The organism is Nonomuraea dietziae (assembly GCF_014195505.1).
Lineage (GTDB): Bacteria > Actinomycetota > Actinomycetes > Streptosporangiales > Streptosporangiaceae > Nonomuraea > Nonomuraea roseola.
Window position 1 is genome coordinate 5754070 of the sequence record NZ_JACIBV010000001.1, and the last position, 24503, is coordinate 5778572.

The window sequence follows — 24503 nt, forward strand, 5'->3', positions numbered from 1 at the left end:
ACGAGGAGATGATCCAGATGAAGGCAGCGGCGTTCGCGACCCCCGGTGGTCCCGAGGTGCTTCAGGTGATGGAGATCGAGACCCCGCACGCGGGTCCCGGCGAGGTGCGGGTGCGGGTGAAGGCGGCGGGCGTCCAGCCGTACGACGCGGCGGTGCGCGCGGGATGGGTCCCGCAGGGTGTGACGGGCGAGCTGCCCCGCGTTCCCGGCAACGAGTTCGCCGGCGTCGTCGACCAGGTGGGCCAGGGCGTCACCGGGTTCGCCGAGGGCGACGAGGTGCTCGGCTTCTCCCTTCTCAACAGCTACGCCGAGTACATCGTGGTCGGCGCCGACCAGGTGGCGCGCAAGCCCGCGGGGGTGCCGTGGGAGGTGGCGGGCGGCCTGACGGCAGGGGTGCAGACCGCCGAACTGGCGCTGGACGCCATCGGCCTCCGCGGAGGCGAGACGCTGCTGGTGCACGGGGCCTCGGGCTCGGTGGGCACGGCCGCGGTACAGATCGCCAGGCGGCGCGGCGCGAGAGTGATCGGCACGGGCAGGGAGGAGAACCACGACTATCTCCGCTCCCTCGGCGCGATCCCCGTCGCCTACGGCGAGGGGCTGGCCGACAGGGTGAGGGCGCTCGGCCAGGTGGACGCGGCGCTCGACGGCGCGGGAGGGCACGCGCTCGAGGTGTCGCTCGAGCTGGTGAAGGATCCCGCGCGGATCGTCACGCTGGTCGAGCACGGCAGGGCGGCCGAGCTGGGCGTCAAGCTGGTCCAGGCGGGGCGCACCGCGGAGCGGCTCGCCAGATATGCGGCGCTGATCGCGGAGGGCGCCTTCACCTTTCCCGTCCGTCGCGCCTACCCCCTCGACCAGGCCGCCGAAGCGCACAGGGAGATCGAGACCGGGCACGGCAGGGGCAAGCTGGTGATCCTGGTGTCATGATCGAACTGGCGGAATCTTATCGATAGGGGGCTTTCCTGCCACTGTCTCGGGCGGGCCTCGACCGGTCACGATGGGGGCGTCACCTTCCCGCCGTGAAAGGAAGCCCCCGATGTCCGCAGTCACCGCCGTCCCCGCCGCCGACAAAGCCGCCGCGCTCGCCCACTTCACGGCGCGCCTGGCCTTCGAGACGGACGTCTCCGACGTCGCCGCCGATCTCGCCGACAAGGCGGAGGGCGTCGTGGTGATCGACTCGCGCAGCCTGGAGAGCTGGAACCAGGGGCATGTCGAGGGCGCGATCCACCTGCCCACCCGTGAGATCGCGGCCACGGCCGAGGGCCTGGTGCCGCGCGAGGCCACGGTGGTGGTCTACTGCTGGGGCCCCGGATGCAACGGCGGCACGAAGGCGGCGCTGGAGTTCGCCAGGCTCGGCTACCGCGTCAAGGAGATGATCGGCGGCTTCGAGTACTGGGCGCGTGAGGGCTTCCCCGTCGAGACCGCGAGCGGCGTGGCCAGGCGCTCCATCGACCCGCTGACCGCTCCGGTGTCGGGCGTGGCCTGCGCCTGCTGACCGATGTGGCGCCCCCGGCTGTAACACGGCGGCCGGGGGCGATCATGTTTTACCCCGTCTGGCGTGAGTCAACCCCTACCGGCTCAGCAGGGCCTCGACGATCGCGACCTCGTTCTGGTCGATCCTGCTCTCGCCGTCCTCCAGGTCCCACAGGGCGTCCTGCAGGACGCGGCCGAGTGTCCAGCCCACCGCCCTGTCCCTGTCGAGCCCGAGCCCCTCGACCATCTGGTCGAACCTGCGCAGCAGGGTGCCGCGCACGTCGGTGGACGGCCAACGGTTGCGCAGCGCGGGCAGCAGTTCGAAGCCGGGGTCGCCCACCAGCGGTTTGGGATCGATGGCCAGCCACGGCTCGCGCTCGCCGGCCAGGACGTTGCTGTAGTGCAGGTCCCAGTGCAGCAGCCGGTCTCCCGCCTCGCCCGCCAGTTCGCGGACCGCCGCCGCGCACCGCTCGATCCACGGCAGGTCGTCGGGGTGCGCCCTGCGCGCCTGCTCAGGTGTCTCCTCCAGCATGTCCGCGGCGATGTCGGCCAGCGTGCGCATCCTCTCGGGACCGGGACGGGCGACCAGGCGGGCGAGGAGCCCGGTGAGGATCTCCAGCGCCTCGGTGACGTCGGGCATCCCCTCGAGGGAGCGCCTGCCTTCGAGCCGTTCGAGCAGGAGGGCGTTGGCCTGGTGCGGAGAGGACGGCGAGGGCACGGTCGCCTCGTCGAGCAGGCGGACCACGCCGTCGCCCGCCCACACGCGCAGCCCCGGGCCCTCGCCGACGTTCTCCTCGGTGGCGGGCTGGAGCTTGAGCGCGGCGCGGGTGCCGTCGGGGCGCACGACGGGCAGCACCAGCGAGACCACCCCGTGCATGGCGGGGCCGTCGGGCCGCAGCTCCCACCTGCCGAGGAAGTGCTCGGCCAGCGCGGGCACGGCGGCGGTCCACTCGGGGCCCGCGTCGTCGGCGTACCTCAGATGGGAGGCGGCCAGCTCGGCGGGCACCTCGATCATCAGAAGTGCCAGGGGAAGGGGGACCAGTCGGGCTCGCGCTTCTCGAGGAAGGAGTCGCGGCCCTCGGCCGCCTCGTCGGTCATGTAGGCCAGACGGGTGGCCTCGCCCGCGAACACCTGTTGGCCGACCAGACCGTCGTCGATGAGGTTGAAGGAGTACTTCAGCATCCGCTGCGCGGTGGGCGACTTGCCGTTGATCTTGCGAGCCCACTCCAGAGCCGTCGCCTCGAGCTCGGCGTGCGGCACCACCGCGTTGACCATGCCCATCCTGTGGGCGTCGGCCGCGGTGTAGGTGTCGCCGAGGAAGAAGATCTCGCGGGCGAACTTCTGGCCTACCTGGCGGGCCAGGTAGGCCGAGCCGAAGCCGCCGTCGAAGCTGGCGACGTCGGCGTCGGTCTGCTTGAAGCGCGCGTGCTCCTCGCTGGCCAGCGTGAGGTCGGCGACGACGTGCAGGCTGTGCCCGCCGCCCGCGGCCCAGCCGGGCACCACGCAGATGACGATCTTCGGCATGAAGCGGATGAGCCGCTGGACCTCGAGGATGTGCAGCCGGCCCGTCGCCGGGGTGCCGTCGGCGTACTGGTAACCGTCCTTGCCGCGGATGCGCTGGTCGCCGCCGGAGCAGAAGGCCCAGCCGCCGTCCTTGGGGGAGGGGCCGTTGCCGGTCAGCAGCACGCAGCCCACGTCGGTGGTCTGCCTGGCATGATCGAAGGCCCGGTAGAGCTCGTCGACGGTCTGCGGCCTGAAGGCGTTGCGCACCTCGGGCCTGTTGAAGGCGATGCGCACGGTGCCCTGGTCGACGGCCCTGTGGTAGGTGATGTCGGTGAAGTCGAAACCCTCGACGACCTGCCAGGCCTTGGGGTCGAACAGCTCGGAGACCATGGGTCAAGAGCCTAACGGATCTGCCGCTCGCCTCTTCGGCCCGCTCCAGCGACGGTGCAGCGCGGGCCCCACGCCGGCGCGGCCGTGCGGGAGGCCACCGGCCTGCACGAGGTGGCCTCCGTACGGCTACCGCGCCGCGTTCCCGCAGGGTTCCACGGCGCCGGATCGCCGGCTAACCCACCTTGCGGCCCTCGGCGCGCAGCTCGGCCAGCAGTTCGCCCTGGCCCGCGAGCATGTCGGTGAGGATGCGCCTGGCGTCGACGAGCAGGTGAGCCAGGTCGGGGCTCGACAGCTCGTAGACGACGGTCGCTCCGTCTCGGGTGGCGTTCACGATCCCGGCTCTGCGTAGCACCGCTAGTTGCTGGGAAAGACTGGAGGCCTCGATCTCGATCTCAGTGAGCAGGTCCCTGACGGGTCGTGGACCCTCTCGAAGGAGCTCTAGAACCTGGATGCGCACGGGATGCCCGAGCGTGCGGAAGAAATCTGCCTTGGCCTGGTACAGCGGAACGGGCATGCGACTATCGTAATATACCGAGTTGCACAATTCTTCAACTTGATAGGATGATGGCGGGCATCGAGGGAGTGGAGCCATGGGGCGAGGCAGAGCCAAGGCGAAGCAGACGAAGGTCGCTCGCGAGCTGAAGTACACCAACCACCACATCGACTATGAGCGGTTGCGCGAGGAGCTCGGCGCCGACTCGACGAGGAGTGACGCGGGGTCCGCGGAGCCGTCGCGCGATTCGGCGACGACGTCCTCCGGGTGACGCTTTTCACTGCATGACGGGCGGTCAGCCGGGGAGGAACCTGGTGTGATCGCCCGAGCCGGGCAGATGGTCGCCGCGCTGGCCGTCACCCAGACCGCTGGATATGGCGTGCTCTACTACGCCTACTCGGTCTTCCTCCCCCCCATGCGGGTGGAGCTGCGAGCGAGCATCACTCAGGTGGCGGGCGCTTTGACGCTCGCCGTCCTGGTGTCAGGCCTGGTCGCGCCGCTGGTCGGGCGAGTGCTCGACGCAAGGGGCGGCCGGGGCCTGATGACGGTGGGCTCGCTGCTGGGGGCGGCCGCGCTGCTGGCCTGGTCACAGGTCACGACGCTGGTCCAGCTGTACCTGGTCCTCGCGGTCGTCGGCCTGTCCTCGGCGATGGTCCTCTACGAGGCCGCCTTCGCCGTGGTCGTGGCCTGGCACCCGGTCGAGAGCAGGGCGCGGGCGCTGCTGGCGGTCACGATCGTGGCGGGATTCGCCTCCAGCATCTTCCTACCGCTGACCGGCCTGCTCGTCGACAGGTACGGCTGGCGCACCGCCCTGGTCGTGCTCGGCGTGGGCTACGGCCTGCTGGCGGTGCCGCTGCACTGGCTGACGCTGCGCAACAGGACGGCCACGCGCCCGTCGTCCGGCTACGTCAGGGGTGCGATCCGCGAGCGGCCGTTCTGGCTGCTGGCCGCCGCCTTCCTGACGCACACCGGCGCGGTCGCCGTCGTCGGCGTGCTCCTGGTGACCTACCTGATCGCCATGGGCCACTCGCCGCTGTTCGCCGCCGCCGTGGCGGGGCTGCTCGGAGTGCTGTCGGTCACGGGACGCCTGGTCACCACCGGTCTGCAGACCCGCTGGCCGACCGCGCTGGTCGCCGCCGCGGTCTTCGGCCTGCAGGGGCTGGCCGCCGCGCTGCTTCCCCTGGTCGGCCGTACGGTGCCGGGGGCGGTCGGCGCCGTGGTGCTGTTCGGCCTGGGGTTCGGCGTCGGCACCCTCGCGCGCCCCGCGCTCCTGGCCGACCGCTACGACACGGCCGTCTACGCCACTCTCAGCGGCGCGCTCGCGCTGCCCATCACGGTGGCCAAGGCCTTCGCCCCGCTGGCGGCGGCCGCGCTGGCCCAGGTCGCCGGGTACCCGCTGGTCATGGGGGGTGTGTGCGCCGCCTGCCTGGCGAGCGCGTGCTGCCTGGTCGGCTACGAGCGCACGGTCTGAGCGCCCGCGATGCGGGTCGCCGTACGCTCGGCGGTCCTCGTGGCCCACGCGCCTGTGGTGAGCCGGCCGACGATCAGCACCGCCGCGCCGCAGCCCGCGATGATCCACCACGCGGGGTCGCCCGCGGCCTCGGGATGGCCGGTGGTGGCGATCATCGAGCCGATCACCGCGACGCCCAGCGAGGTGCCGACCTGACGGCTGGTCGAGGTGATGCCCGCGGCGACTCCGGCCTGCTCGCGGGGCATGCCGGAGACGGCGGTGTTGGTGACGGGAGCGTTGACCATCCCGAAGCCGATGCCGAACAGGACGTAGGAGGTGAACAGCAGCGGGTCGGAGCGCTCGGCCCCGAATCCGGCGGCCAGCACCCCGCTTGCCAGCATGGCGATCCCCGCCAGCAGCAGGGGCAGCCTGGGCCCTCGGCTGCCGACGACGCGTCCCGACAGCGGCGCGACGACCAGCGTCACTCCCGCCATGGGCAGCATGTACAGGCCCGCGTGCAGCGCCGACAGGCCGCGCACGTCCTGCAGGTAGAGCGTGTTGATGAACAGGAACCCGCCCAGCGCCGCGAACGCGCACACCGCGATCACCGTGGCGCCGCTGAACGGCGCGCTACGGAAGAAGCGCAGGTCGATGAGCGGCTCGGCGCGCCTGGGCTCGTACAGCAGCAGGGCGGCGAGCGAGCCGCCCGCCAGCCCGAGGCAGCAGAGGATGAGGGTGGAGGTCCAGCCCGCGGATGGCGCCTCGATGATCCCGTACGTGAGCGAGCCCAGCAGCACGATCACCAGCAACTGCCCGACGGGATCGAACCTGCGGGCCGTGGGCGCCTTCGACTCCGGCACGAACAGCATGGTCAGCACCAGGGCTGCGATGCCGAGCGGCAGGTTGAGCCAGAAGATGGCGCGCCATCCGAGCGTGTCCACCAGCAGGCCGCCGGCCAGCGGGCCGGCCGCCATGCTGATGCCGACCACGCCGCCCCAGACGCCGATGGCCCTGGCGCGCTCGCGCGGATCGGTGAAGACGTTGGTGATGATCGACATCGCCACCGGGTTCAGCATGGAGCCGCCCACGGCCTGGATCATCCTGAAGACCACCAGCCAGCCGAGGCTGGGGGCGAGGCTGCACAGGAGCGAGCCGAGCGTGAACAGCACCAGGCCGAGCTGGAAGACCATGCGGCGGCCGAACCTGTCGGCCGTGGAGCCCGAGAGCATCAGCAGCGAGGCCAGGACGAGGGTGTAGGCGTCGATCGTCCACTGCAGACCCGAGACCGAGGCGTCGAACTCGCGGCGCATGGCCGGCAGCGCGACATTGAGCACCGTGTTGTCGAGGCTGACGATCAGCAGGCTCATGCAGCAGATCGCCAGCACCAGCATCCGGCGGCGATGGCTCACCCTCGCACAGTAGCCGTGTGCCTCAGCACGGCATCGGCCAGGGTTTGGTGCACCTGAGGGGTCAGCATGTGCCCCATGCCCTCGACGATCAGCAGCTCCGCCCCGGGGATGGCCTCGGCGATGAGCGCGCCGTGGCCCGGCTTGGCGGGCTCGTGGGTGCCCTCCACGACCAGCGTGGGGGCCTTGACGGTGTGCAGCACGCCCACCGGCTCGAAGGTCATGTCCGCCGCCGCGGCGAGCCGGTGGTTGGCCAGGGCCGACAGGTCACGCGCCCTGTCGTGGAGCCGTTCGGCCTGGCGGCGTTCCTCCTCCTCGTCGATCGGCAACCCGCCCGCCAGCACCCTGGCTTCGGCGAGCTGGAAGTCGATCTGCTCCTTCCTGGTCGAGGGCGGGGGAGAGGTGATCAGCTTCCGGTAGAACTCCACGAACTCCTTGGTGGGCGGAGGCAGACTGCCCTCGGGCTGCTCCTCGCCCATCAGGGCTCGCATGACGGTGAGCCCCTCCTGCCTGCCGAGCGGCGAGGAGCCGATCGTGGTCAGCGTCATGACCCGCTCGGGGTGCTCGACGGCGATCCACTGGGCCAGCACTCCGCCCGCCGAGTGGCCGACCACGTGCGCGGCGTCGATCCCGTGCGCGTCGAGGACGGCCAGCGCGTCGTTCTTGATGTCGTGCCAGGTGTAGGGGTCGGTCGCGAAGTCGATCGTCGCGGACCGGCCGGTGTCGCGGTGGTCGTAGCGGATCACCCTGCGTCCACCCGCCGCCAGGCGGCCGACGAACGCGTCGGGCCAGCTGGCGGGTCCCTGGGACATGGAGCCGGCGATGAGCAGGATGGGCTGGTGGGCGCTGTCGCCGAACTCTTCGGTGAAGATGTCGTTTTGCATGAGTCAGAGCATGCCGTGGGCGGACTCGCCCGCCATCCGTAGGACTACTAGTGCCAGTTCAGTACGTGAGGTGACGCCCAGCTTCGGATAGATCTTGTAGAGGTGGTACTCGACCGTGCGCGGGCTGAGGAAGAGCTGGGCGGCCACCTCCTTGCTGGACGCGCCGCCTGCCACGAGCTTGGCGATGCGCAGCTCCTGCGGGGTCAGAGCGGCGAACACGTCCCTGTCCGGACTGGTTCTGGCCTCGCCCGCCGCTCGCAGCTCGTCGTGCGCCCTGCGCGCCCACGGCTCGGCCCCCGCCCGCTCGAACGTCTCCGCGGCGTAGCGCAGGTGCGACCTGGCCTCTCCAGGACGGTGCAGCCTGCGCAGGCGCTCGCCGTACAGCAGGGCGGTCCTGGCGCGTTCGAAGCCCTCGGGATGCAGCGCCATGGCCTCCTCGAAGGCGGTGTCGTCGCCGGTCAGCGCCCTGCACCTGGCGAGCAGCGCCCTCGCCTGCGGCGTGCCCGCGGGGGCCGACCAGCGTTCGTAGGCGGCCAAGGCCGCGCGGGCCGTGTCGAGGTCGCCGCAGCCCACGGCCGCCTCCACCCTGTCAGGCGTCGAGCGCCACACCGTCGGCGGAGGCCCCGCCGCGACCATGGAGGCGAACCGGTCGTGGGCCGCCGCGTAACGGCCCATGCCCAGGTCGAGCAGGCCCAGCGCGTAGCGGGCGATGCTGGCCCTCAGGCCGAGGCGGTGGGGGATGGCGATCGCCAGCGCGTCGTGGGCGTGGCGCGCGCAGTCGTCCTCCCTGCCCTGGATCGCCGCGACCGCCGCGAGGTTGGCCAGGTGGGCGGCGACGGAGTTGGTGTATCCGGCCTCGCGGGCCAGCTCCAGGCCCTCCTCGGCGATCGCGGCGCTGTCGGCGAACCTGCCCTCGATGCGCTCGGCCGTCGCCACGAACTCCAGCACGACGGGCAGCTGTCCCACCATGCCTGAGACCCTGGCCGCGCGGCCCGCCATGGCGACCAGCTCGGCGGCGGAGTCGGACTCACCCAGGTAGGAGGCCGCCGCACAGGCCCACAGGAACTGGGCCGCCTCGCGCAGCTCTCCCTTGCGCTCCAGCGCCCTGCGCAGCATCACCGCGGCTCTGTCCCTGTCGCCGCCCAGCATCGCGCCGATGCCCGCGACCACGTCGCGGAGGAAGCTCTCGGGAAAGGCCTCGGCGCGGCGGCCGAGCTCCACGAGCGCCTCGACGTCGCCCACGTAGGAGGCCGCCTCGCAGGCGTCGGCCAGCATCTCGAGGCTCTCTCCGGTGCGCAGGATCCTGAGCGCCTCGGCCGCGTCTCCCGAGTTGAGCTCGAACCTGCCCCTGAGCTGCGCGAACTCGGGGCGTTCGGCGAGCGACCTCGCCTCGGCCAGGCAGCTCTCCGCCTGGCCAGGACGGCCGCCGAGCCAGGCCGACGTGGCCGCCGCCGCCAGCCGTACGGCGCGGGCCTCGGGGTCGGGCGTCAGCTCAGCCGCCCGCACCAGCGCGGCGGACGCGTCGGCGTAACCCCCGCGCTCCCTGGCGCGCTCCGCCGAGGCGGTCAGCTCGGCGGCGACCTCCTCGTCCTGCCCGACGGTGGCCGCCGCCCTGTGCCAGGCGCGCCTGTCGGGGTCGCGCACGCGCGCGGCGAGCGCCAGGTGCGCCTCGCGCCGGTCCGCGGCGCTCGCCGCCGCGTGGACGGCCGAGCGCACCAGCGGATGCCTGAACCTGATCGCCGAGCCGACCGTGACCAGCTCCGCGTTCTCGGCGGGACGCAGCGCGTGCACCTCGGCGCCCGCGATGTCGAGCACCAGCCCGAGGTCGCCCCCGTTCTCGAGCGCGGCCACCAGGAGCGCCCGCCTGGTGTCGCCGGGCAGCTTCCGCACCTGCTCGCCGAAGATGCCCGCGCCCACCGGCAGCGGCTCGGGCAGCGCGGCCCTGCCCGCCAGCTGGTCGGGGGTGAGCAGCTCCACTGTCTCCCTCAGCGCCAGCGGGTTGCCTCCGGTCAGCTCCACCAGCCGCGCGCCGACCTCCTGCGCCGGCGCCGCGCGCTCGGCGAGCAGCGCGGTGGCGCTGTCCTGGTCGAGTCCCTTCAGCGACAGCTCGGGCAGGCCGGGGGTAGGCGCCTCACCCCGTACGGCAAGCAGCATCGCGATGCGCTCGCTGCCCAGCCGCCTGGCGGCGAAGAGCAGGGCGTCGGCCGAGGCCCTGTCGATCCACTGGAAGTCGTCGGCGACGACCAGCAGGCCGTGGTCGGCCGCCGCCTCGATCAGCAGGGAGAGCACGCCCGCCGAGACGAGGAACCTGTCGTCACTCCTGGTCGCGGCCAGCCCCAGCGCGCCCGCCACCGCGTCGCGCTGCGGCTCGGGGAGGGCGTCGAGGCGGCCGGTGACCGGCCACAGCAGCTGGTGGAGCGCGGCGAAGGCCAGGCCCGACTCGCTCTCGGTTCCCGTGGCGCGCAGCACCCGCATCGGCTTGGCCGCTGAGGCCGCGCGCTCCAGGAGGGCAGACTTGCCGATGCCCGCCTCGCCCCTGACGACCAGCGCCCGGCCTTCGCCCCTGGCCGCGTCGGCCAGGGTGTCGGAGATGGTCGTCTGTTCGTCGGCTCTGCCGTACAGGTTGTCTTTCTGACGCACGCGACCGAGCCTAGAGGCAAATACTGGAATGGAGTGTTCCGTTCTGCTATAATGGAGACATGATCCTGAACGAGGCACACGAGGCTCTTCGTACCGTCGTCCGCAACGTCCCCGCCGACGGCTGGGAGCTGCGCACCCCCTGCGCCGAGTGGAACGTCACCCAGGTGCTCCAGCACGCGGCGGGAGACCAGATCGGCTACGCCGCCTTCATCACCGGCGGCCCGATGCCGTCGGAGAACCCCTTCGCCCCGTCCGGCACGCTGTCCGAGGCCGCCGAGGTCGTGGCCGAGCAGGCGATGAAGGCCTCCGCCGACGCGTGGGCCACGGTCTCTCCCGACGCGCAGGAGGTGCCCGTTCCCGTGCCGCCGAACACGATGACCTACACGCTGGGCATCGGCGCCTGCGCGCTCGACGCCGCCGTCCACGCGTGGGACATCGCGATGGCCACGGGGCAGCCGTCGCCCCTGACCCCCGCCATGGCCCGTGAGCTGCTGGACATCGCCAAGCAGCACATCGAGCCGCTGCGGGCCTACGGCGTCTACGCCGCTGAGCTCGCGAGGGAGGACGGCGACGACGACGTGGCGGACCTGCTGCGCTACCTCGGCCGCGACCCCCGCTGGACCGCCTGAGCCGTCCGCCCTCCGGCTGCCCTTCCTCCCGACAGCACCTGCCTTTCCTCCCGACACGCGGCGAACGGGATCTTCTCCGCACGCGCGTAATCCCGTGCGAGGCCCCGCTAGACAGGTAGCTCAGGGACGACGACGTCGTTTCCGGGGGAAGCAGGATGTTCTCTCCTGCGCCCCCGCGGAACCTGACAGGAGGAGAGGGCTCTCATGCGACTGCGACATCCGGGCAGGACCGGTCCCGCCCGCACCACCGAGCGGCGAGCGCGGGCGGGCAGGCGGATCTCGGTCCCGCCGATGGACCTGCCGGGCCAGGAACCCGTCGACGACCCGGCGCAGACCCAGCCCAGGGAGCCCGCCGCCGAGCCGTCCCCCGAGTTCGTCGACGAGCTGCGGCTCCGGTGTGCCGGAGGGGGCTGACCCCCTCCGACACGCCTATCCGCCGACCCCCAGCCTGCGCCTGACCGCGGCGAGCTCACTCTTCAGCCGGTCGACCTCCGCGCGCAGCTCCTCCAGCTCCGACCTGCGGGCCTGCTCGTCATCGTCCGCAGGCTCGGGGGCTCCGCCCTGTGCCGGCACGGAGTGCCCGCCCAGCGACGGCTCCGGCGCGCCTTCGGGTGCGACGTCCTCGGGCCCGTTGTTGGGCAGGGCGTCGAGCGGCTGGGGCTCGGAGATCCGTTCGTCCTCGGCCATGCCGGGTTCATCCCCTTCCGTGTCGGCCGATCGGAGGTCCTCGCCCTCCAGGCGGCCGCTCGTGGCGTTCCCTGTCTCGTTCTCGCTGTCGTTCGCGGCGTAGGCGTCGCTTCCGATGGCGGGGTCGGGACCTCCTGGCTCGTCCAGCCAGCTCGGGCGCCCTTCGTCGGGCGCCATGCGAGGCGGCGAGCCCATCAGCGAGTCGTAGATCGGGCTGCTCGTGTCGTGTGCGGGGTCCTTCTCACCCGAGGCGCTCTGCTCGGAGAGCGTGCTCCGCGAGGTGTCGTCCTCGGTGTGAGGGATCTCGCCGATGGTGTCGTGGGCCGGGTCGCCCGCGTCGTGGAAGCGGTCGTCGGGCTCGCGGCGGGCGTTCGCGTCGCCCGACCCGGTGTTCGCGTCGCCGGGCTCGGTGTTCGCGCCGCCGGAACCCGGGTTCGCGTCACTGGAGAGCGCCGACATGCTCATGACGCCCGCGGCCATGCCCGCCATCCCCGCCACGCCCATGACGGAGGGACTGTGGCCCGACCCTGACCCCGACCCCTTCTCACCCGGCTTCTCGCCGGCTCTTTCGCCTGGCTTCTCGTCGGGGTCGGAGCCCGGTTCTGGGTGTGAGGCGAGGGGTGGCCGCTCGGCGTCCGCGTCGGCGTTCGAGGGGTCGGAGCCGGGGGCGAAGGGCGAGCGTTCGGTGTCGGAGTCGTTGTCCGCGGGTTCGGTGCCCGATCCCGAGGAGGAACCGGAGGGCGCGCCCCTGTCGCCGGTGTGAAAGTCGGTGTCCTCTCGTTCGGCGTCCCAGGTGTCGCGTGCGGGGCCGTGGTGTTCGGCGGTGGTGTCGGTGAGCGTCTTCTCGGCGCCCGGCTGTCCGGTCGCGCCCGGCGGTGCGGTTGCGCCGGGCTGTGCGGCGGTCGCGCCGGGCTGAGTGGTGGCCGGGTGTGTAGGGGGCGCTCCCGGCTCGTCCGAGGCGTGCGAGACGATCACGGAGCCGCGCGGCTCCGCCGTCGCCGCCGCGGCCGCGGTCGCCGCTGCCTCGGTCTCCCTGCGGTCCCTGCGCCTGAGGCGAGAGCGGTGCAGCAGTCCGTCCAGGCCGAGCCTGCCGCCACCCAGCGCCATCAGCAACAGGCAGGCGGCGGCGAGAGCGACGACGAGCTCCCACCTCGGCGTGCTGTTGAAGAACCCGCCGCGGCTCTCGACGAAATACCCGGCGCCGACCATGTCGGCGAACAGGAGCACCGCCGCCAGCCGTACGCCGAGGCCGACGATGAGCATCGCCCCGCCGATGATCTCGACAGCGGTGGCGAACACGGCGGCCAGCTGTGGGCTGGGCACGCCGAGCTGCGAGAACATGGCAGTGGTGTTCTCCAGGCCGCCCTGCCACTTCTGCAGCCCATGCGCCATGAAGATGACGCCGACCACGATGCGGGCCACGAGCAGTGCAAGATCGCTGGTTATCCTCTTCAACATGCCAATCCCTCCCCCATCGCGTTCATGCCCCTGTGCACGGCGAAAGCGCTGAATGTCGGGATTTGCGAGGAGAGGTTTGACTTGCGCTATGCCTGATCGGGCGAAAAGTGGCGTGGCACAGGTGAGCTTCAGGGGGTGGGGGCTAACGTCGGTTGCCCTTGGCATGAACTCCGACAAAAACCCCTAAATGCGACGTTCCCCTTGAATGGCGGCTGGGCAGCATGTGCGCATGGAGCTCTTTCCCGCCATGCCCTACGAGGACTGGCTCGAGACCAAGGACACCGTCCACAGATTCGCGCAGATCGTGGGGAAGGTACGGCTGGCCGCGAGCACGCGGCGCAACCACTGGTGGAACGTGCCCTTCCACCTCACGGGGCGTGGTCTGACCACCAGGCCGATGGGGCTGCCTGAGCCGTTCAGCATCGACTTCGACCTGGTCAGGCATCGGCTGGTGGTCGACAAGGCCGACGGGCGCAGCGCGGAGTTCTCGCTGATCGGGCAGTCGGTGGCCGACTTCTACGCCAACCTCTTCCAGGTCCTCGACGACTTCGGGGTGGCGGTGGAGATCCTGGCGGTGCCGTACGACATGACCGACAGCACCCCGTTCGCGCAGGACGCCAAGCACGCGGCCTACGACCCCGTGCTCGTCACCCGCTACTGGACGGTCCTGTCGCAGGTCGGGCAGGTGCTGGAGCGCTACGCCGCCGACTTCACCGGCAAGACCAGCCCTGTCCACCATTTCTGGCACACCTTCGACCTCGCCGTCACGCGCTTCACCGGCAGGGTGGTCAGCGTGCCGCGCGAGAGCGACGCGGTCACCAGGGAGGCCTACAGCTGGGAGGTGATCAGCGCGGGGTTCTGGTTCGGCGACGAGGAGCGGCCGTGGCCCGCGTTCTACTCCTACACCGCGCCCGAGCCGAAGGGTCTGGACGAGCAGCCGCTCTGGCCCGACTGGGCGGTCTGGGTCCCGTCCAGGGGGAGCCACCTGGCGATACTCAAGTACGACGACGCCAGGCAGAGCGACGACCCCGTGGCCACCGTGCTCGGCTTCCTGGAGAGCGCCTACCGGGCCGGCGCCGCGCTGACCGGCTGCGACGAGGCGCTGGTGCCCAGGATCGAGGGCGTCACCGACCCCTACCTCGAGGAGTCATGACCCCTGCGGGTGCCGCTGCCATCCAAGAAATAGTCATTGTCTTTGACAGTAAAGAATTGTGACTATATCGTCGGTGTTCTCGCTTGGTCCTCATCTCAGGAGTCATCGTGAACACGCCCGTGAACCTGTCCGTCGTCTACTACTCCGCCACGGGGACGATCGCCGCGATCGCCCAGGAGATGGCCGAGACCGCGGAGAAGGCGGGTGCCGAGGTGCGGCTGCGCAGGGTGGCCGAGCTCGCCCCGCAGTCCGCCATCGACTCCAACCCCGCCTGGGCCGCCCATGCCGCGGCGACCGCCGACGTCCCCCTCGTCACGGCCGACGACCTGGTGTGGGCCGATGCGGTGCTCATGGGCTCGCCCACGAGGTTCGGCAACATCTCCTCGCAGCTCAAGCAGTTCCTCGACACGCTGAGCGGACCGTGGAGCCAGGGTCTGCTCGCCGACAAGGTCTACAGCGGCTTCACCTCCACCGGCACCGCGCACGGCGGGCACGAGTCCACCCTGCTCGCCCTGTACAACACCTTCATCCACCTCGGCGGCGTCATCGTCCCGCCGGGCTACACCCACCCCGACAAGTGGGCCGACGGCAACCCGTACGGCACCTCCCACTGCGACAAGGGCGGCACGCACGCCGTGGACGAGGTCACCCGCGCCGCGGCCCGCGTGCAGACCGAGCGGGTGCTGAGGTTCGCCCGCGCCACGAAGACTCTCTCCTCCGCCGCGTGACCTCCCCTTGGTCACACGCGCCGGCCCCACCCCGCCGCGGCCCCCGGCGACCCGGGCTCCGCGGCGGGGTCCCGGGCTTTCGCCTACCTCCCGGCCGGCGCCTCCGCCACGGGAGGCGACCTGACCGCTTCCGGTGATGCTCGATAATCCCAGGCGTGGGCGGATACTCCAGGCGATCGGTTCTCCAGCTGGGCGGCATCGCCGCGGTGGGAACGGCGCTTCCCGCGAGCGGCGCCCGCGCGTCCGCCGAGCACACCTGGCCCGAGTCGTTCGCGCTGCTGCGCCGCCAGTGGCGGGACGTGACGGCCGCGCCTTTCAGGAGCAGGCCCGACAGGCTGGGGGCGAAGGCGGCCGGATACCTGGACACCATGGCGCCCGCCCGCACGTCGCTCTGGCCAGGCCTGGCCTTCCCCTCCTTCGACGACACACCCGAGCGGCTCCAGACGATGGCCCGCGCCTACGCGATGGAGGGCACGGGCCTGACCGGCGACGAGAGCCTCGCCGAGGCCGTCGCCACCGGCATCGACCACTACCGGCGCAGGGTGTACACGGCGGGCGCCGACCCTGTGGGCAACTGGTGGAACTGGCAGATCGGCGTCCCGAAACGACTGCTCGACGCGGCGGTGCTGATCGCGCCGCACCTGACGGAGGCCAGAAGCAGGGCGCTGCGCGACGCGGTGGACCACTTCGTGCCCGAGCGCCTCCTCGCCGACTACAGCGGGAACAGCACAGGCGCCAACCGGGTGGACCTGTGCACGGTGAGGCTGCTGCTCGCCATCCTCAGGGGCGATCCGGTGAAGGCCACGCAGGCCGTCTCGGCGCTGTCGCCCGTCTTCTCCTACGTCAGCGAGGGCGACGGGTTCTACAGGGACGGCTCGTTCATCCAGCACACCTCCATCCCCTACCAGGGCGGGTACGGCATGGTGCTGCTGTCGGGCGTCGCGTGCCTGTTCGCGGTGCTGCGCGGCTCGCCGTGGGAGGTCACCAGCAGGGTCGTCCTCGACAGCGTCGAAAGGTCGTTCGCCCCCTTCGTCCACGACGGCTTCTGCATGGACCTGGTCAACGGCAGAGGCATCGGCAGAAGCGCGTACGGCGACCACAGGAGGGGAGACGCCATCGGCTCGGCCGTCCTGCTGCTGAGCGAGTCGGCCTCCGCCACCGAAGGGGCCCGCTGGCGGGGCATGGTCAAGGGATGGGCGCTGCGCAGTGCCCGCACCGACGGTCGTTTCGCCGAACTTCTCGACGACGACACGGTTCCCGCCCTTCCCGAGCCCGAAGGGCACCGACTGCTGCCGATGAGCGCCCGCGCCGTCCATCGCAGGCGGGCCTGGTGCGCGGGGCTCAGCATGGCCTCCCACAGGATCGGTCACTACGAGCACGGCAACGGGGAGAACGAGCGCGGCTGGCACACCGGCTCCGGGATGCTCTACTGGTGGGCCGAGGGCCACGGCGAGCAGTACTCCGACTCCTTCTGGCAGACCGTCGACCCCTACCGGCTGCCCGGCACCACCGTCTCCACGCGGCGGCTGCCCGACGGCGCGGGCAGGGGATGGGGCGACACCTGCCCACCCGCCCGCTGGGTGGGCGGCGCCACCGACGGCTGGTATGCGACCGTCGGTCAGCACCTCTACGGCCTCGAGAGCACGATGGAGGCCTTCAAGTCGTGGTTCTTCCTCGATGACGCGGTGGTCTGCATGGGGGCGGGCATCACCGCCCGCGACGGCGTGCCCGTCGAGACCGTCGTCGACAACCGCAGGAGCGACGCCCACCTCACCCTCGAAGCGGGCCTGGCCCACCTCGAGGGACACGGCGGCTACGTCCTGCCCACCGGCGCCGACCTGCGCACCCTGCGCGAACACCGCTCGGGCGGCTCGGCGAGCAGGGGCTATGTGACCCTCTGGCTGGACCACGGCGTCGATCCCCGCTCGGCCGACTACGTCTACCTGCTCATGCCGGGCGCCACCCTGGCGCGGACCAGGGCCCGCGCCGCCGACCCCCTCTGGGCGCGCGTGCTGGCCAACACCGCGGGCAGGCAGGGCGTCCACGTCCCTTCGCTGGGGCTCACCGCCGTCAACTTCTGGAACGGCGGAGCCGTCGGCGGCCTGACCGCCTCCGGCCCCTGCGCGGTCCTGGTCAGGGAGGGTGGCGACGGCACGGCCACGCTGACGGTGTCGGACCCGCGCTGCGACCTGAGCGAGCTGACCGTGACCTGGGACCGGCCCGTGGCCGAGGTGCTCGGCGCCCACCCCTCCCTGACAGGCTCCGCGACGGGCAGAGGGTTCACGCTGAGCTTCGCCCGCCCCGCCGACCTGAGCGGCGGCTCGGCGACGGTGACCGTACGGCTCGGCTAGACCACCTCGAAGTCGGCCATCATCGCCATGTCCTCGTGCTCGAGGTTGTGGCAGTGCAGCATGTAGTTCACACTGCCAGCGGTCAGCCGCGCAGGGCCACAGGGAGAGTGGTGAGCCTGGTGCCGAGGATGTTGCCAGGGCAGGTCTGCCGGAGGTCGGCGAAGGGGACCGTGAGCCGGGCGTCGGGAAAGTCGGTCCGCAGCACTGTGGCCACCGCCTGCAGTTCGAGCTGGGCGAGCTGCGCCCCGACGCAGAAGTGCGGGCCCGCCCCGAAGGTCAGGTCGGGGCCCGGCGAGCGGGCGGGGTCGGTGTTGATGCCCTGGATGTCGACGAGGACGGGCGCGCGGGCGGGAAGGCGCGCACCCGCCAGCTCGATCTCGGTGGTGGTGAATCGCCAGAGGGTGAAGGGAGCGGGCGGGTTCAGCCGCAGCGTCTCGCGGACGAGGTCGTCCGACGGGAGGTCGGAGTCGTCCGCGAGCACGCGCGCGATCAGGAAGCCCAGGGAGGCGTCGGTGGTGAGCTGACCCGCGAAGATCAGGGCGAAAAGGTGGTACTGCAGCTGCTGCCTGGTGGTCTCCGGAGGAACCCGGTCGCGCAGCTCGGCGGCCAGGCCCTGGACGCCGTCGGCGAGCCCCGCGGCGGCGAGGTCGGCGAGGTCGGCGATCGCCCTGCCCTGGTCGGCGGGGTCGTCGGCCGACATCCGGCGGCAGGCGTCCATGGCTTCGCCGACGAGGTCGAGTGGCAGGCCGAGCAGGTCGAACAGGACGGTGAGCGGGTAGCGGACGGTGAAGCCGTCCATCACGTCGACGACGGGGCCCTCGGCGGCCAGCTCGGTGAGCAGCTCCCTGGCGATGGCGTGGACACGGTCGGACTGCGCGCGGATGCGCCTGGCGTTGAGCAGGGGGGCGTGGGCGCGGCGTAGCGCGGTGTGGTCGGGGCCGTCGAGGGTGGTGAGGGACGGCTGCTCGGCTGCGGTCCTTTCGAGCCCCGCGGTGTGGTCCCATGCGGAGGGCGCGAACGCGGGGTCCTTCACGATGCGGGGATCGGCGAAGACCTGCCGCGCCAGCGCCTCCTCCGTCACGATCCACACCGGTCCTCCCGCGGGCGCCTCCATCCGCACGATGGGGCCGGCTGCGCGCAGGGCGGTGCGGGCGGGGTCGGGCTCGGTGATGCCTCGGGTGGTCGCGGCGAACGGGTCGATGTCGTCGAGGCGGGGTGCGTCGTGCATGTGGGCTCCAGATCTCAGGCGTGGGTCAGGGTGGGGCCGGTCGTCGCCGTGGAGGGGCGGATGGCGGCGGTGGCGGCAAGCGCGAGGACGAGCAGGCCGACGGCGAGCCAGGCCGCCATGGACAGGCCCTGGCTCATCGCCGCCTGTGCCGCCTCGGCGACCGCGGCGGTGCGTGGATCGGCGGCGAGCGGGGCGATGGCCGCCCCCGCGCTGTCGGTGACGGCGGCGGTGTGCTGGTCCGACAGCGACTCCCGCATGCCGGAGGCGACGAGGCGCTGGTGCAGCGCCGTGCCGAGCACGCTGAAGAACGCCGTGGTGAGCACCGCGATGCCGAGAGCGAAGCCGAGTTCGCGGGCGGCGCTCTGGATGCCGGCGCCCTGGCCCGCGCTGTCGGCGGGTACGTCGGCGAGGACGACGTTGGTGACCTGGGCGGAGGCGAACCCCACGCCGACGCCGTACACGAGCAGCGCCAGGGAGATGGGCCACCACGCGCTGTCGGAGGTGGCGATCAGCCCCAGGCCGGCCAGGCCGACGACCTCCAGGGCGAGCCCGAGGCGGACCAGGGCGAGAGGGGAGAGGGCGGAGGCCATCCCGAAGCTGGCGCCGCTGGCGACGAAGCTGCCCAGGGCGAGCGGAACCAGGGCGAGGCCGGCCTGCAGCGCGCTGTATCCGAGGGTGAACTGCAGCCACAGCGGAAGCACCGCCATGATGCCGAACTCGCCCAGCCCGATGAGCACCGTGGCGACGTTGCCGTTGCGGAAGGAACCGATGGAGAACAGGCGCACGTCCATCAGAGGCTGCGTGCCGCCGCCTCGCCCCAGCGCGGCCTGGCGCCGTACGAACACGAGGAGAGCCACGGCCGACACCAGCAGGGAGACCAGCACAGGGGAGGGCCCGCGGTCCCAGGACAGGCCGGCGACGTCGAACGGGTGGACGGTCGTGACCCATCCGTAGGTGCGGCCTTCGACCAGGGCGAAGGCGAGCAGGCCGAGCCCCACGACGGACAGCACGGCGCCGGGGAGGTCGATCCGCCCGCTGGTGCGGGGCGACGGCGCGAGCAGCGTCCGCACGCCGAGGAAGATCAGTACGACCAGGGGGATGTTGATGCCGAAGGCCCAGCGCCACGAGATCTCCGCGAGCGCACCGCCCAGCAGCGGGCCGACGGCCGCGGCGGCGCCGATCGTCGAGCCCCAGACGGCGAAGGCCCTGCCGCGTTCCCTGCCGGTGAAGGTGGCGTTCACCAGCGCCAGCGAGGTCGGCAGGATCATCGCGGCGGCCACCCCCTGCAGGAAGCGCGCCAGGATGAGCAGCCCTCCGGTGGGCGCGAGCGCGGCGAACACGCTGGTCACGCCGAACATGACGACACCGGCGAGGAAGACGCGCCTGGCGCCGAGGAGGTCGGCCAGGCGGCCGACCAGCAACAGCAGCGCCGCCAGCACGATGGCGTAGGACTCCTGCACCCACTGGACCTCGCCGGAGCTGACGCCGAGGTCGCCGACGATCGAGGGAACGATGACGTTGACGATCGTGGTGTCCACCACGATCAGTGCCACTCCGAGGGTGACCGCGATCAAGCCGAGCCACCGGCGAGGCGAAGACTGAGCAGTCATATATCTCCTTCATGAGAAAGCTTCTTCATCATGAAGGTATCTTAAGAGCAGAGTAGATTGTCAACGCGCACGACCACGATGACAAGGAGATGATCAGCCGATGGAGGAGGCACGGCAGTCCAGCGACGTCGCCGAGCACACCGCCCGGCTCCTCGACGGACTACGAGCCTTCGGCGCGAACTACACCGAGTTCACCGGCCGCTTCGCCGCCTGGCTCGGACTGCACTCGACCGACGCCACCGCCCTCGTGGAGATCCTGTACGCCGAGGACCAGGGCGCGCCCCTGTCGCCGACCCGCCTCAGCGAGCGCCTCTCACTGACGTCGGGCGCCACCACGAACCTGCTGAACCGCCTCGAGCGTCTCGGACATATCGTGCGCACCCGTGAACACGCCGACCGGCGCGTGGTGACCCTGCGCAGCAGCTCGCTCATCGAGGAGCCCGCGCGCGAGTTCTTCGGCCCCTTCGGGGAGCGCCTGGAGGCTCTGGTGGCCCAGTACCCGCCCGAGCAGCTCGAGCAGTTCGAGAACTTCCTCGGCGACCTGCGCGCGGCCATGACCGGCCTGCTCGCCGAGCAGGCGCCACCTCCTCGCTAGGTGCCCGATCCGGTCGCGGCCTGGGGGGTGGTGCGTGACTGGGTGAGCCTGTAGTGCGAGGGCGGGACGCCGTAACAGTCGAGGAAGGCCTGACGCAGGGTCTCGGCGGTGCCGAACCCGCAGCGGGCGGCCACGGCGGCCATGGGCAGGGAGGTGGAGGTCAGCAGGTGGGCGGCGGCCTCCGTACGCGCCAGCCGGACGAACTTGCCGGGGGTCTGCCCGAGATGCTTGAGGAACAGCCTGGTCAGGTGGCGCTCGCTCACGCCCGCGTCGGCGGCCAGCGTCGCCGCGGTCAGGTCGGCGTCCGGATGCCCGGTGATGTGGTCGACCACCCGCTTGATCAGGCTGTTGGACGGCGGCGGCGCGGCGGTGAACATGCTCATCTGCGCCTGGTTGCCCGGCCGCTGCAGGTAGGTCACCTGCTGCCTGGCCACGAGCCTGGCCAGGTCGGCGCCGTTGTCCTCCTCGATGAGGGCGAGGGTCAGGTCCAGGGCGCTGGTGACGCCTGCCGAGGTGTAGACGTTGCCGTCCTGGACGAAGATGGGGTCGGGATCGACGTGCACCTCGGGGTGGCGCGCGGCGAGCTCGTCCGCCCACCGCCAGTGGGTGGTGGCCCGCCGGCCGTCGAGGAGACCGGCGGCGGCCAGGATCCACGTCCCCGTGCACACCGACCCCACGCGGCGGCTCTCCCGCGCCAACCGGCGGACGTGCGCCAGGACCAGCCGGTTGGCCGCCGCGTCCTGGCTTCCGATCCCTCCCGACACGAGCAGGGTGTCGATCGGTCCTGTGACCCGTTCGAGGGTCTCGCCGGCATGGAGGGTCACGGTGGGATTGCACTCGATGGGACGGCCTCCCGGCGTGGCCAGGCGGACCTTGTAGTACGGGGCCGCGCCGTACCAGTTGGCGCACTCCAGCGTCGACACCACGCAGGCGATGTCGAGCAGCTCTGCGGCGTCGTACCCGACGATCACGAAATGCCGCTCGCTCATGGCCCGACTCTAGGCCGGACTGACCGGGTACCCAAGATTCCGGACCACCCCGATCGCCTTACCTTGGGCGCGCCCGGCCCCGATCGCATAGTCGAACCATGACGCAGACAGCGACGACAGCGCGCGGATGGCGCCGGTTCACCCTCCACTACGTCGAGATGATCATCGCGATGTTCGTCGGGATGTTCGCCCTGGGCTTCCTCCAGTCCGCCGTCGGCCTCGGCTTCTCCCACGCGCAGCACCCCGAGCTCGGCTACCTGGTGATGGCCTTCAACATGTCCGTCGGGATGGCCGCCTGGATGAGGTTCCGCGGCCACGCCTGGCAGCCCACCCTCGAGATGTGCGCCGCGATGTTCGCCCCCGCCGTCCCGCTCTTCCCCCTGCTCTGGCTGGGCGTCATCGACGCCGGCGGGCTGATGCTCCTCGCGCACGTGGCCATGTTCCCCCTCATGCTCGGCGCGATGCTGCTGCGCCGCACGGAGTACACCCACTGCACGGGCTGAGACCCGTCCGGCGAACAACGTCTAGCGGGTCGCCCTGGCGCGAAGTCCGAGCAGGACGTCGATGACCAGGAAGGCGGCCAGTGAGATGCCCATCAGGGGCAGGAACCAGCCGACGGCCACGGCGATCACGCTCAGGGGAGCAAGGACGGCCCCGTGCGCCTTCCGCCACCCGCCGCGCGGGTACGGCCTGCCGAAACCGCGGGTCGGGCGGCGCTGCCACCACATCCGGTAGCCGAGCACGATGAGCGTGATCACGACACTTGCCAGGAGGGCCAGCAGGACCTGGTTGGCCAGGCCGAACAGCAGCCCCATGTGACCGTCGATGCCCCACCTGGTGAGTTTGGCGGCCAGCGGATAGTCCGCGAAGCGCAGCTCGGCGGTGACCTTGCCGGTGGCGTCCACAGCCACCTGGTCCAGGCGTTGGGGGAGGCTCTTGTCGATCTCCTTGACCAGATAGGGGGCGCCTGCCTCACCAGGCCAGACAATCTCCAGCGGACCCGACAGCCCCTTGCCTGCCGCGGCCTGGACGACGCGGTCCACATCTGCGCTCGCCCCGCCGTGCTGGTGGCCGCTGTCACCTGAGTGGGCGGCGTGCTCGCCGGACGAGGTGGAGATCGCCGGAGTGGTCCAACCGAGCGCGGCGCGAAGCTCGTCGACGTTCTCACCTGCGTACTTCGACCACGTCAACCCGGTGGCGGACAGGAAGAGCAGGCCCACCACGGCCCACAGCCCCACCGATCCGTGCCAGGAGAGGGCGCGGCGCGCTCCCGAAAGCGAGCGGTCAGGAGCGATGAGGCCGCGCAGGCCGCGCTTCCTGCGACGCCTGGAGATCCACAGAACCAGCCCGCACAGGGCGACGATCCACAGCCAGCTGGCTGCCAGCTCGCTGTAGATCCTCCCCGGTTCGCCCAGATGCAGGTGCCGGTGCAGGTGGGAGATCCAGGCCCGGACCGGGAGCGCGCCTGAACTGCCGTAGCTGTCCAGGACGCCGCGCACCTGAGCGGTGTACGGGTCGACGAAGACCGCCAGCTGGGTGCTCTCCGGCAGGCCGGGCACGTCCATCAGTACCCGCGTGGTGGCGTCGGGCTCGTCCGCCGGCCGTACTGCGGTGACCTTGCCGTCCGGGCGTGCCGTCTGCGCGGCGGCGACCTGCCGGGTGAGCGGCAGCCGGGACTCGCCCACCGGCGCGGTCAGTTCGTGCCGGTAGACGATCTGCTCGATCTGGTAGGACGCCGCGTACAGGAGCCCGGTGGAGGCGGCGACGAGGAGGAAGGGGGCGATGAGTATGCCGGCGTAGAAGTGCAGCCGCAGGACCAGAGGCCTGAGGGCGGTCCACGCGGTTCCTCGTCCGGGGGACTGCTCAGGGTCGGCGGCGGAGCGCACGTCGGTAGAAGTCATGGGGGATCTCCGTTCACGGGGACGCGCACATCGACAGGTACGCCTCACCTCGGGTGGGGGTTCAGCCACGCACCGGCGTGGCGGGACACGGGCGCGGCGGCAGCGGCCTGCCGTGACCCGCGGACCGGGCTACAGCCCGGTCAGAGAACGGAGAGGAGCGTGGGAGGTCCGCGCCGGCGGACACCGGTGGCGAGCAGGATGCGCCGCAGCCGGTCCGCCTCGTGATCTGTCCGAGGACGGCGCGGCACGCGTGGCACGACCAGCGCACCCGCGAGGACGAGCAGTCCTGTCCACAGCGCACCCAGCGACGTGACTGCCAGGTGGAGGATGGTGGCCAGGCTCGACTCGCCCCGCTCCAGCCACCAGGACGACATGACGGCGATCGCGACGTGGACGAGCAGCATGCCCAGGCCGCTGGTGCCGTGAGCGTGGACCGGCGCGGCGAGCGGTGGGGTCGCCGCGCCGGCGGTGAACAGGTGGTGCATGCCGTACTGCGCGGCGAAACACGCGGCGAGCAGCACACCCACGCCTCGTTGGCGACGGCCGAGGAGGAAAGCTCCGGCCCAGGTCAGCGCCACGGCACCGGCCAGGGTGCTCGGGCGTACGGCGGCGCCGCCCGCCAGCACGTGCAGGGCCGCCGACACCAGCACGCAGGCCACGGCGAACACCGTGGCGCGTATGGCGCGCAGAAGAGGCCGACCGACATGCACCCGCACATGGTGCCACCTCCCACGCCCCTGTCACCACGTGTGATTCACACGAGGTCGTGAGGGGGACGGGCCGTGCTCCCTCCGCTGCCAGCCGAAGCCGGATGACGTTGTGCGGGGTGACGTGCACGGTACGGAGTGACGTTGTGTGGGGTGACGTTGTGTGGGGTGACGTTGTGTGGGTGACGGACAAGCGCTGCCGTCACCCGGACGTCATCGACCGGGCGTGACG

At 71.6% G+C, this 24503-nt stretch carries 24 protein-coding genes; 11 read left to right on the top strand and 13 right to left on the bottom strand.

Translation table 11 applies throughout. The features are described 5' to 3' along the window. Positions 1 to 17 precede the first annotated feature (17 nt). The gene (locus FHR33_RS27545; RefSeq protein WP_183653498.1) at positions 18 to 923 is read left to right on the top strand and encodes an NADP-dependent oxidoreductase; all 906 of its coding nucleotides are present in this window, start codon (positions 18 to 20) and stop codon (positions 921 to 923) included. A gap of 109 nt (positions 924 to 1032) precedes the next feature. Then, positions 1033 to 1491, top strand: coding sequence for a rhodanese-like domain-containing protein (locus FHR33_RS27550; protein WP_183653501.1), 459 nt, complete (start codon positions 1033 to 1035; stop codon positions 1489 to 1491). Between the two features lie 75 nt (positions 1492 to 1566). Here FHR33_RS27550 and FHR33_RS27555 read toward each other — a convergent pair whose 3' ends face one another. The 3 genes from FHR33_RS27555 to FHR33_RS27565 all read right to left on the bottom strand — a co-directional run bounded on the left by FHR33_RS27555 (position 1567) and on the right by FHR33_RS27565 (position 3876). Beyond that, positions 1567 to 2484, bottom strand: a complete 918-nt coding sequence (locus tag FHR33_RS27555) for an aminoglycoside phosphotransferase family protein (RefSeq protein WP_183653503.1) — start codon at positions 2482 to 2484, stop codon at positions 1567 to 1569. After that, positions 2484 to 3362, bottom strand: a complete 879-nt coding sequence (locus FHR33_RS27560) for a 1,4-dihydroxy-2-naphthoyl-CoA synthase (protein ID WP_183653506.1) — start codon at positions 3360 to 3362, stop codon at positions 2484 to 2486. Before FHR33_RS27560 ends, FHR33_RS27555 begins: the two co-directional genes overlap by 1 nt. A gap of 172 nt (positions 3363 to 3534) precedes the next feature. After that, positions 3535 to 3876 carry an ArsR/SmtB family transcription factor gene (locus tag FHR33_RS27565; protein WP_183653509.1) on the bottom strand — a complete coding sequence of 114 codons (342 nt, stop codon included), beginning with the start codon at positions 3874 to 3876 and terminating at the stop codon, positions 3535 to 3537. Positions 3877 to 3952: 76 nt separating this feature from the next. Here FHR33_RS27565 and FHR33_RS27570 point away from each other — a divergent pair, with 76 nt between their 5' ends. Together FHR33_RS27570 and FHR33_RS27575 are read left to right on the top strand one after the other, a co-directional pair. Then, the gene (locus FHR33_RS27570) at positions 3953 to 4126 is read left to right on the top strand and encodes a DUF3073 domain-containing protein (RefSeq protein WP_183653512.1); all 174 of its coding nucleotides are present in this window, start codon (positions 3953 to 3955) and stop codon (positions 4124 to 4126) included. A 45-nt stretch (positions 4127 to 4171) separates the two neighbouring features. Beyond that, positions 4172 to 5326, top strand: a complete 1155-nt coding sequence (locus FHR33_RS27575) for an MFS transporter (RefSeq protein ID WP_312895745.1) — start codon at positions 4172 to 4174, stop codon at positions 5324 to 5326. On the opposite strand, the gene FHR33_RS27580 is transcribed toward FHR33_RS27575, so the two are convergent. Genes FHR33_RS27580 through FHR33_RS27590 form a run of 3 tightly spaced genes read right to left on the bottom strand, consistent with a single transcriptional unit; the run spans position 5308 to position 10235 of the window. Further along, the gene (locus FHR33_RS27580) at positions 5308 to 6714 is read right to left on the bottom strand and encodes an MFS transporter (protein ID WP_312895746.1); all 1407 of its coding nucleotides are present in this window, start codon (positions 6712 to 6714) and stop codon (positions 5308 to 5310) included. The two genes, FHR33_RS27575 and FHR33_RS27580, sit on opposite strands and share 19 nt — an antisense overlap. After that, positions 6711 to 7595: an alpha/beta fold hydrolase gene (locus tag FHR33_RS27585; RefSeq protein WP_183653514.1), complete on the bottom strand. Its 885-nt coding sequence runs from the start codon at positions 7593 to 7595 to the stop codon at positions 6711 to 6713. The genes FHR33_RS27580 and FHR33_RS27585 overlap by 4 nt, the downstream gene beginning before the upstream one ends. Before the next feature lie 3 nt (positions 7596 to 7598). Further along, positions 7599 to 10235, bottom strand: coding sequence for a helix-turn-helix transcriptional regulator (locus FHR33_RS27590; RefSeq protein ID WP_312895747.1), 2637 nt, complete (start codon positions 10233 to 10235; stop codon positions 7599 to 7601). A 59-nt stretch (positions 10236 to 10294) separates the two neighbouring features. Here FHR33_RS27590 and FHR33_RS27595 point away from each other — a divergent pair, with 59 nt between their 5' ends. Beyond that, on the top strand, positions 10295 to 10864 hold the full coding sequence (locus tag FHR33_RS27595) for a TIGR03086 family metal-binding protein (RefSeq protein ID WP_183653517.1): 570 nt from the start codon (positions 10295 to 10297) through the stop codon (positions 10862 to 10864). A gap of 204 nt (positions 10865 to 11068) precedes the next feature. Beyond that, on the top strand, positions 11069 to 11278 hold the full coding sequence (locus FHR33_RS27600) for a hypothetical protein (RefSeq protein ID WP_183653520.1): 210 nt from the start codon (positions 11069 to 11071) through the stop codon (positions 11276 to 11278). A 15-nt stretch (positions 11279 to 11293) separates the two neighbouring features. Here the strand turns inward: FHR33_RS27600 and FHR33_RS27605 are convergent, their stop codons facing one another. Then, positions 11294 to 13009 carry a DoxX family membrane protein gene (locus FHR33_RS27605; RefSeq protein WP_183653523.1) on the bottom strand — a complete coding sequence of 572 codons (1716 nt, stop codon included), beginning with the start codon at positions 13007 to 13009 and terminating at the stop codon, positions 11294 to 11296. A 229-nt stretch (positions 13010 to 13238) separates the two neighbouring features. Here FHR33_RS27605 and FHR33_RS27610 point away from each other — a divergent pair, with 229 nt between their 5' ends. From FHR33_RS27610 to FHR33_RS27620, 3 genes are all read left to right on the top strand, one after another. Then, positions 13239 to 14162, top strand: a complete 924-nt coding sequence (locus FHR33_RS27610; RefSeq protein WP_183653526.1) for a DUF5996 family protein — start codon at positions 13239 to 13241, stop codon at positions 14160 to 14162. A 107-nt stretch (positions 14163 to 14269) separates the two neighbouring features. Continuing rightward, on the top strand, positions 14270 to 14890 hold the full coding sequence (gene wrbA / locus FHR33_RS27615) for an NAD(P)H:quinone oxidoreductase (RefSeq protein WP_183653529.1): 621 nt from the start codon (positions 14270 to 14272) through the stop codon (positions 14888 to 14890). A gap of 155 nt (positions 14891 to 15045) precedes the next feature. Then, entirely contained in the window at positions 15046 to 17241 is a 2196-nt protein-coding gene (locus tag FHR33_RS27620; RefSeq protein WP_183653532.1) for a polysaccharide lyase 8 family protein, read from the top strand. Here the strand turns inward: FHR33_RS27620 and FHR33_RS53395 are convergent. The 3 genes from FHR33_RS53395 to FHR33_RS27635 are packed head-to-tail and all read right to left on the bottom strand — an operon-like array spanning position 17238 to position 20079. Continuing rightward, positions 17238 to 17303 carry a multicopper oxidase domain-containing protein gene (locus FHR33_RS53395; RefSeq protein WP_183660327.1) on the bottom strand — a complete coding sequence of 22 codons (66 nt, stop codon included), beginning with the start codon at positions 17301 to 17303 and terminating at the stop codon, positions 17238 to 17240. The two genes, FHR33_RS27620 and FHR33_RS53395, sit on opposite strands and share 4 nt — an antisense overlap. Before the next feature lie 20 nt (positions 17304 to 17323). Further along, positions 17324 to 18469: a cytochrome P450 family protein gene (locus FHR33_RS27630; RefSeq protein WP_183653535.1), complete on the bottom strand. Its 1146-nt coding sequence runs from the start codon at positions 18467 to 18469 to the stop codon at positions 17324 to 17326. A gap of 14 nt (positions 18470 to 18483) precedes the next feature. Next, positions 18484 to 20079, bottom strand: coding sequence for a DHA2 family efflux MFS transporter permease subunit (locus tag FHR33_RS27635; RefSeq protein WP_183653538.1), 1596 nt, complete (start codon positions 20077 to 20079; stop codon positions 18484 to 18486). Between the two features lie 100 nt (positions 20080 to 20179). Between FHR33_RS27635 and FHR33_RS27640 the strand changes: the two genes are divergently transcribed. Next, positions 20180 to 20674, top strand: a complete 495-nt coding sequence (locus FHR33_RS27640) for a MarR family winged helix-turn-helix transcriptional regulator (RefSeq protein ID WP_183653541.1) — start codon at positions 20180 to 20182, stop codon at positions 20672 to 20674. Here the strand turns inward: FHR33_RS27640 and FHR33_RS27645 are convergent. Beyond that, complete coding sequence (locus tag FHR33_RS27645) at positions 20671 to 21663, bottom strand: GlxA family transcriptional regulator (protein WP_183653558.1); 993 nt, start codon at positions 21661 to 21663, stop codon at positions 20671 to 20673. The two genes, FHR33_RS27640 and FHR33_RS27645, sit on opposite strands and share 4 nt — an antisense overlap. Before the next feature lie 98 nt (positions 21664 to 21761). Between FHR33_RS27645 and FHR33_RS27650 the strand changes: the two genes are divergently transcribed. Beyond that, positions 21762 to 22166: a hypothetical protein gene (locus FHR33_RS27650; RefSeq protein WP_183653561.1), complete on the top strand. Its 405-nt coding sequence runs from the start codon at positions 21762 to 21764 to the stop codon at positions 22164 to 22166. Positions 22167 to 22187: 21 nt separating this feature from the next. Here the strand turns inward: FHR33_RS27650 and FHR33_RS27655 are convergent, their stop codons facing one another. After that, positions 22188 to 23564 (bottom strand): PepSY-associated TM helix domain-containing protein, encoded by a 1377-nt coding sequence (locus FHR33_RS27655; RefSeq protein ID WP_183653563.1) that lies wholly within the window; start codon positions 23562 to 23564, stop codon positions 22188 to 22190. A 140-nt stretch (positions 23565 to 23704) separates the two neighbouring features. Next, entirely contained in the window at positions 23705 to 24274 is a 570-nt protein-coding gene (locus FHR33_RS27660) for a hypothetical protein (protein ID WP_183653566.1), read from the bottom strand. Positions 24275 to 24503 lie beyond the last annotated feature (229 nt).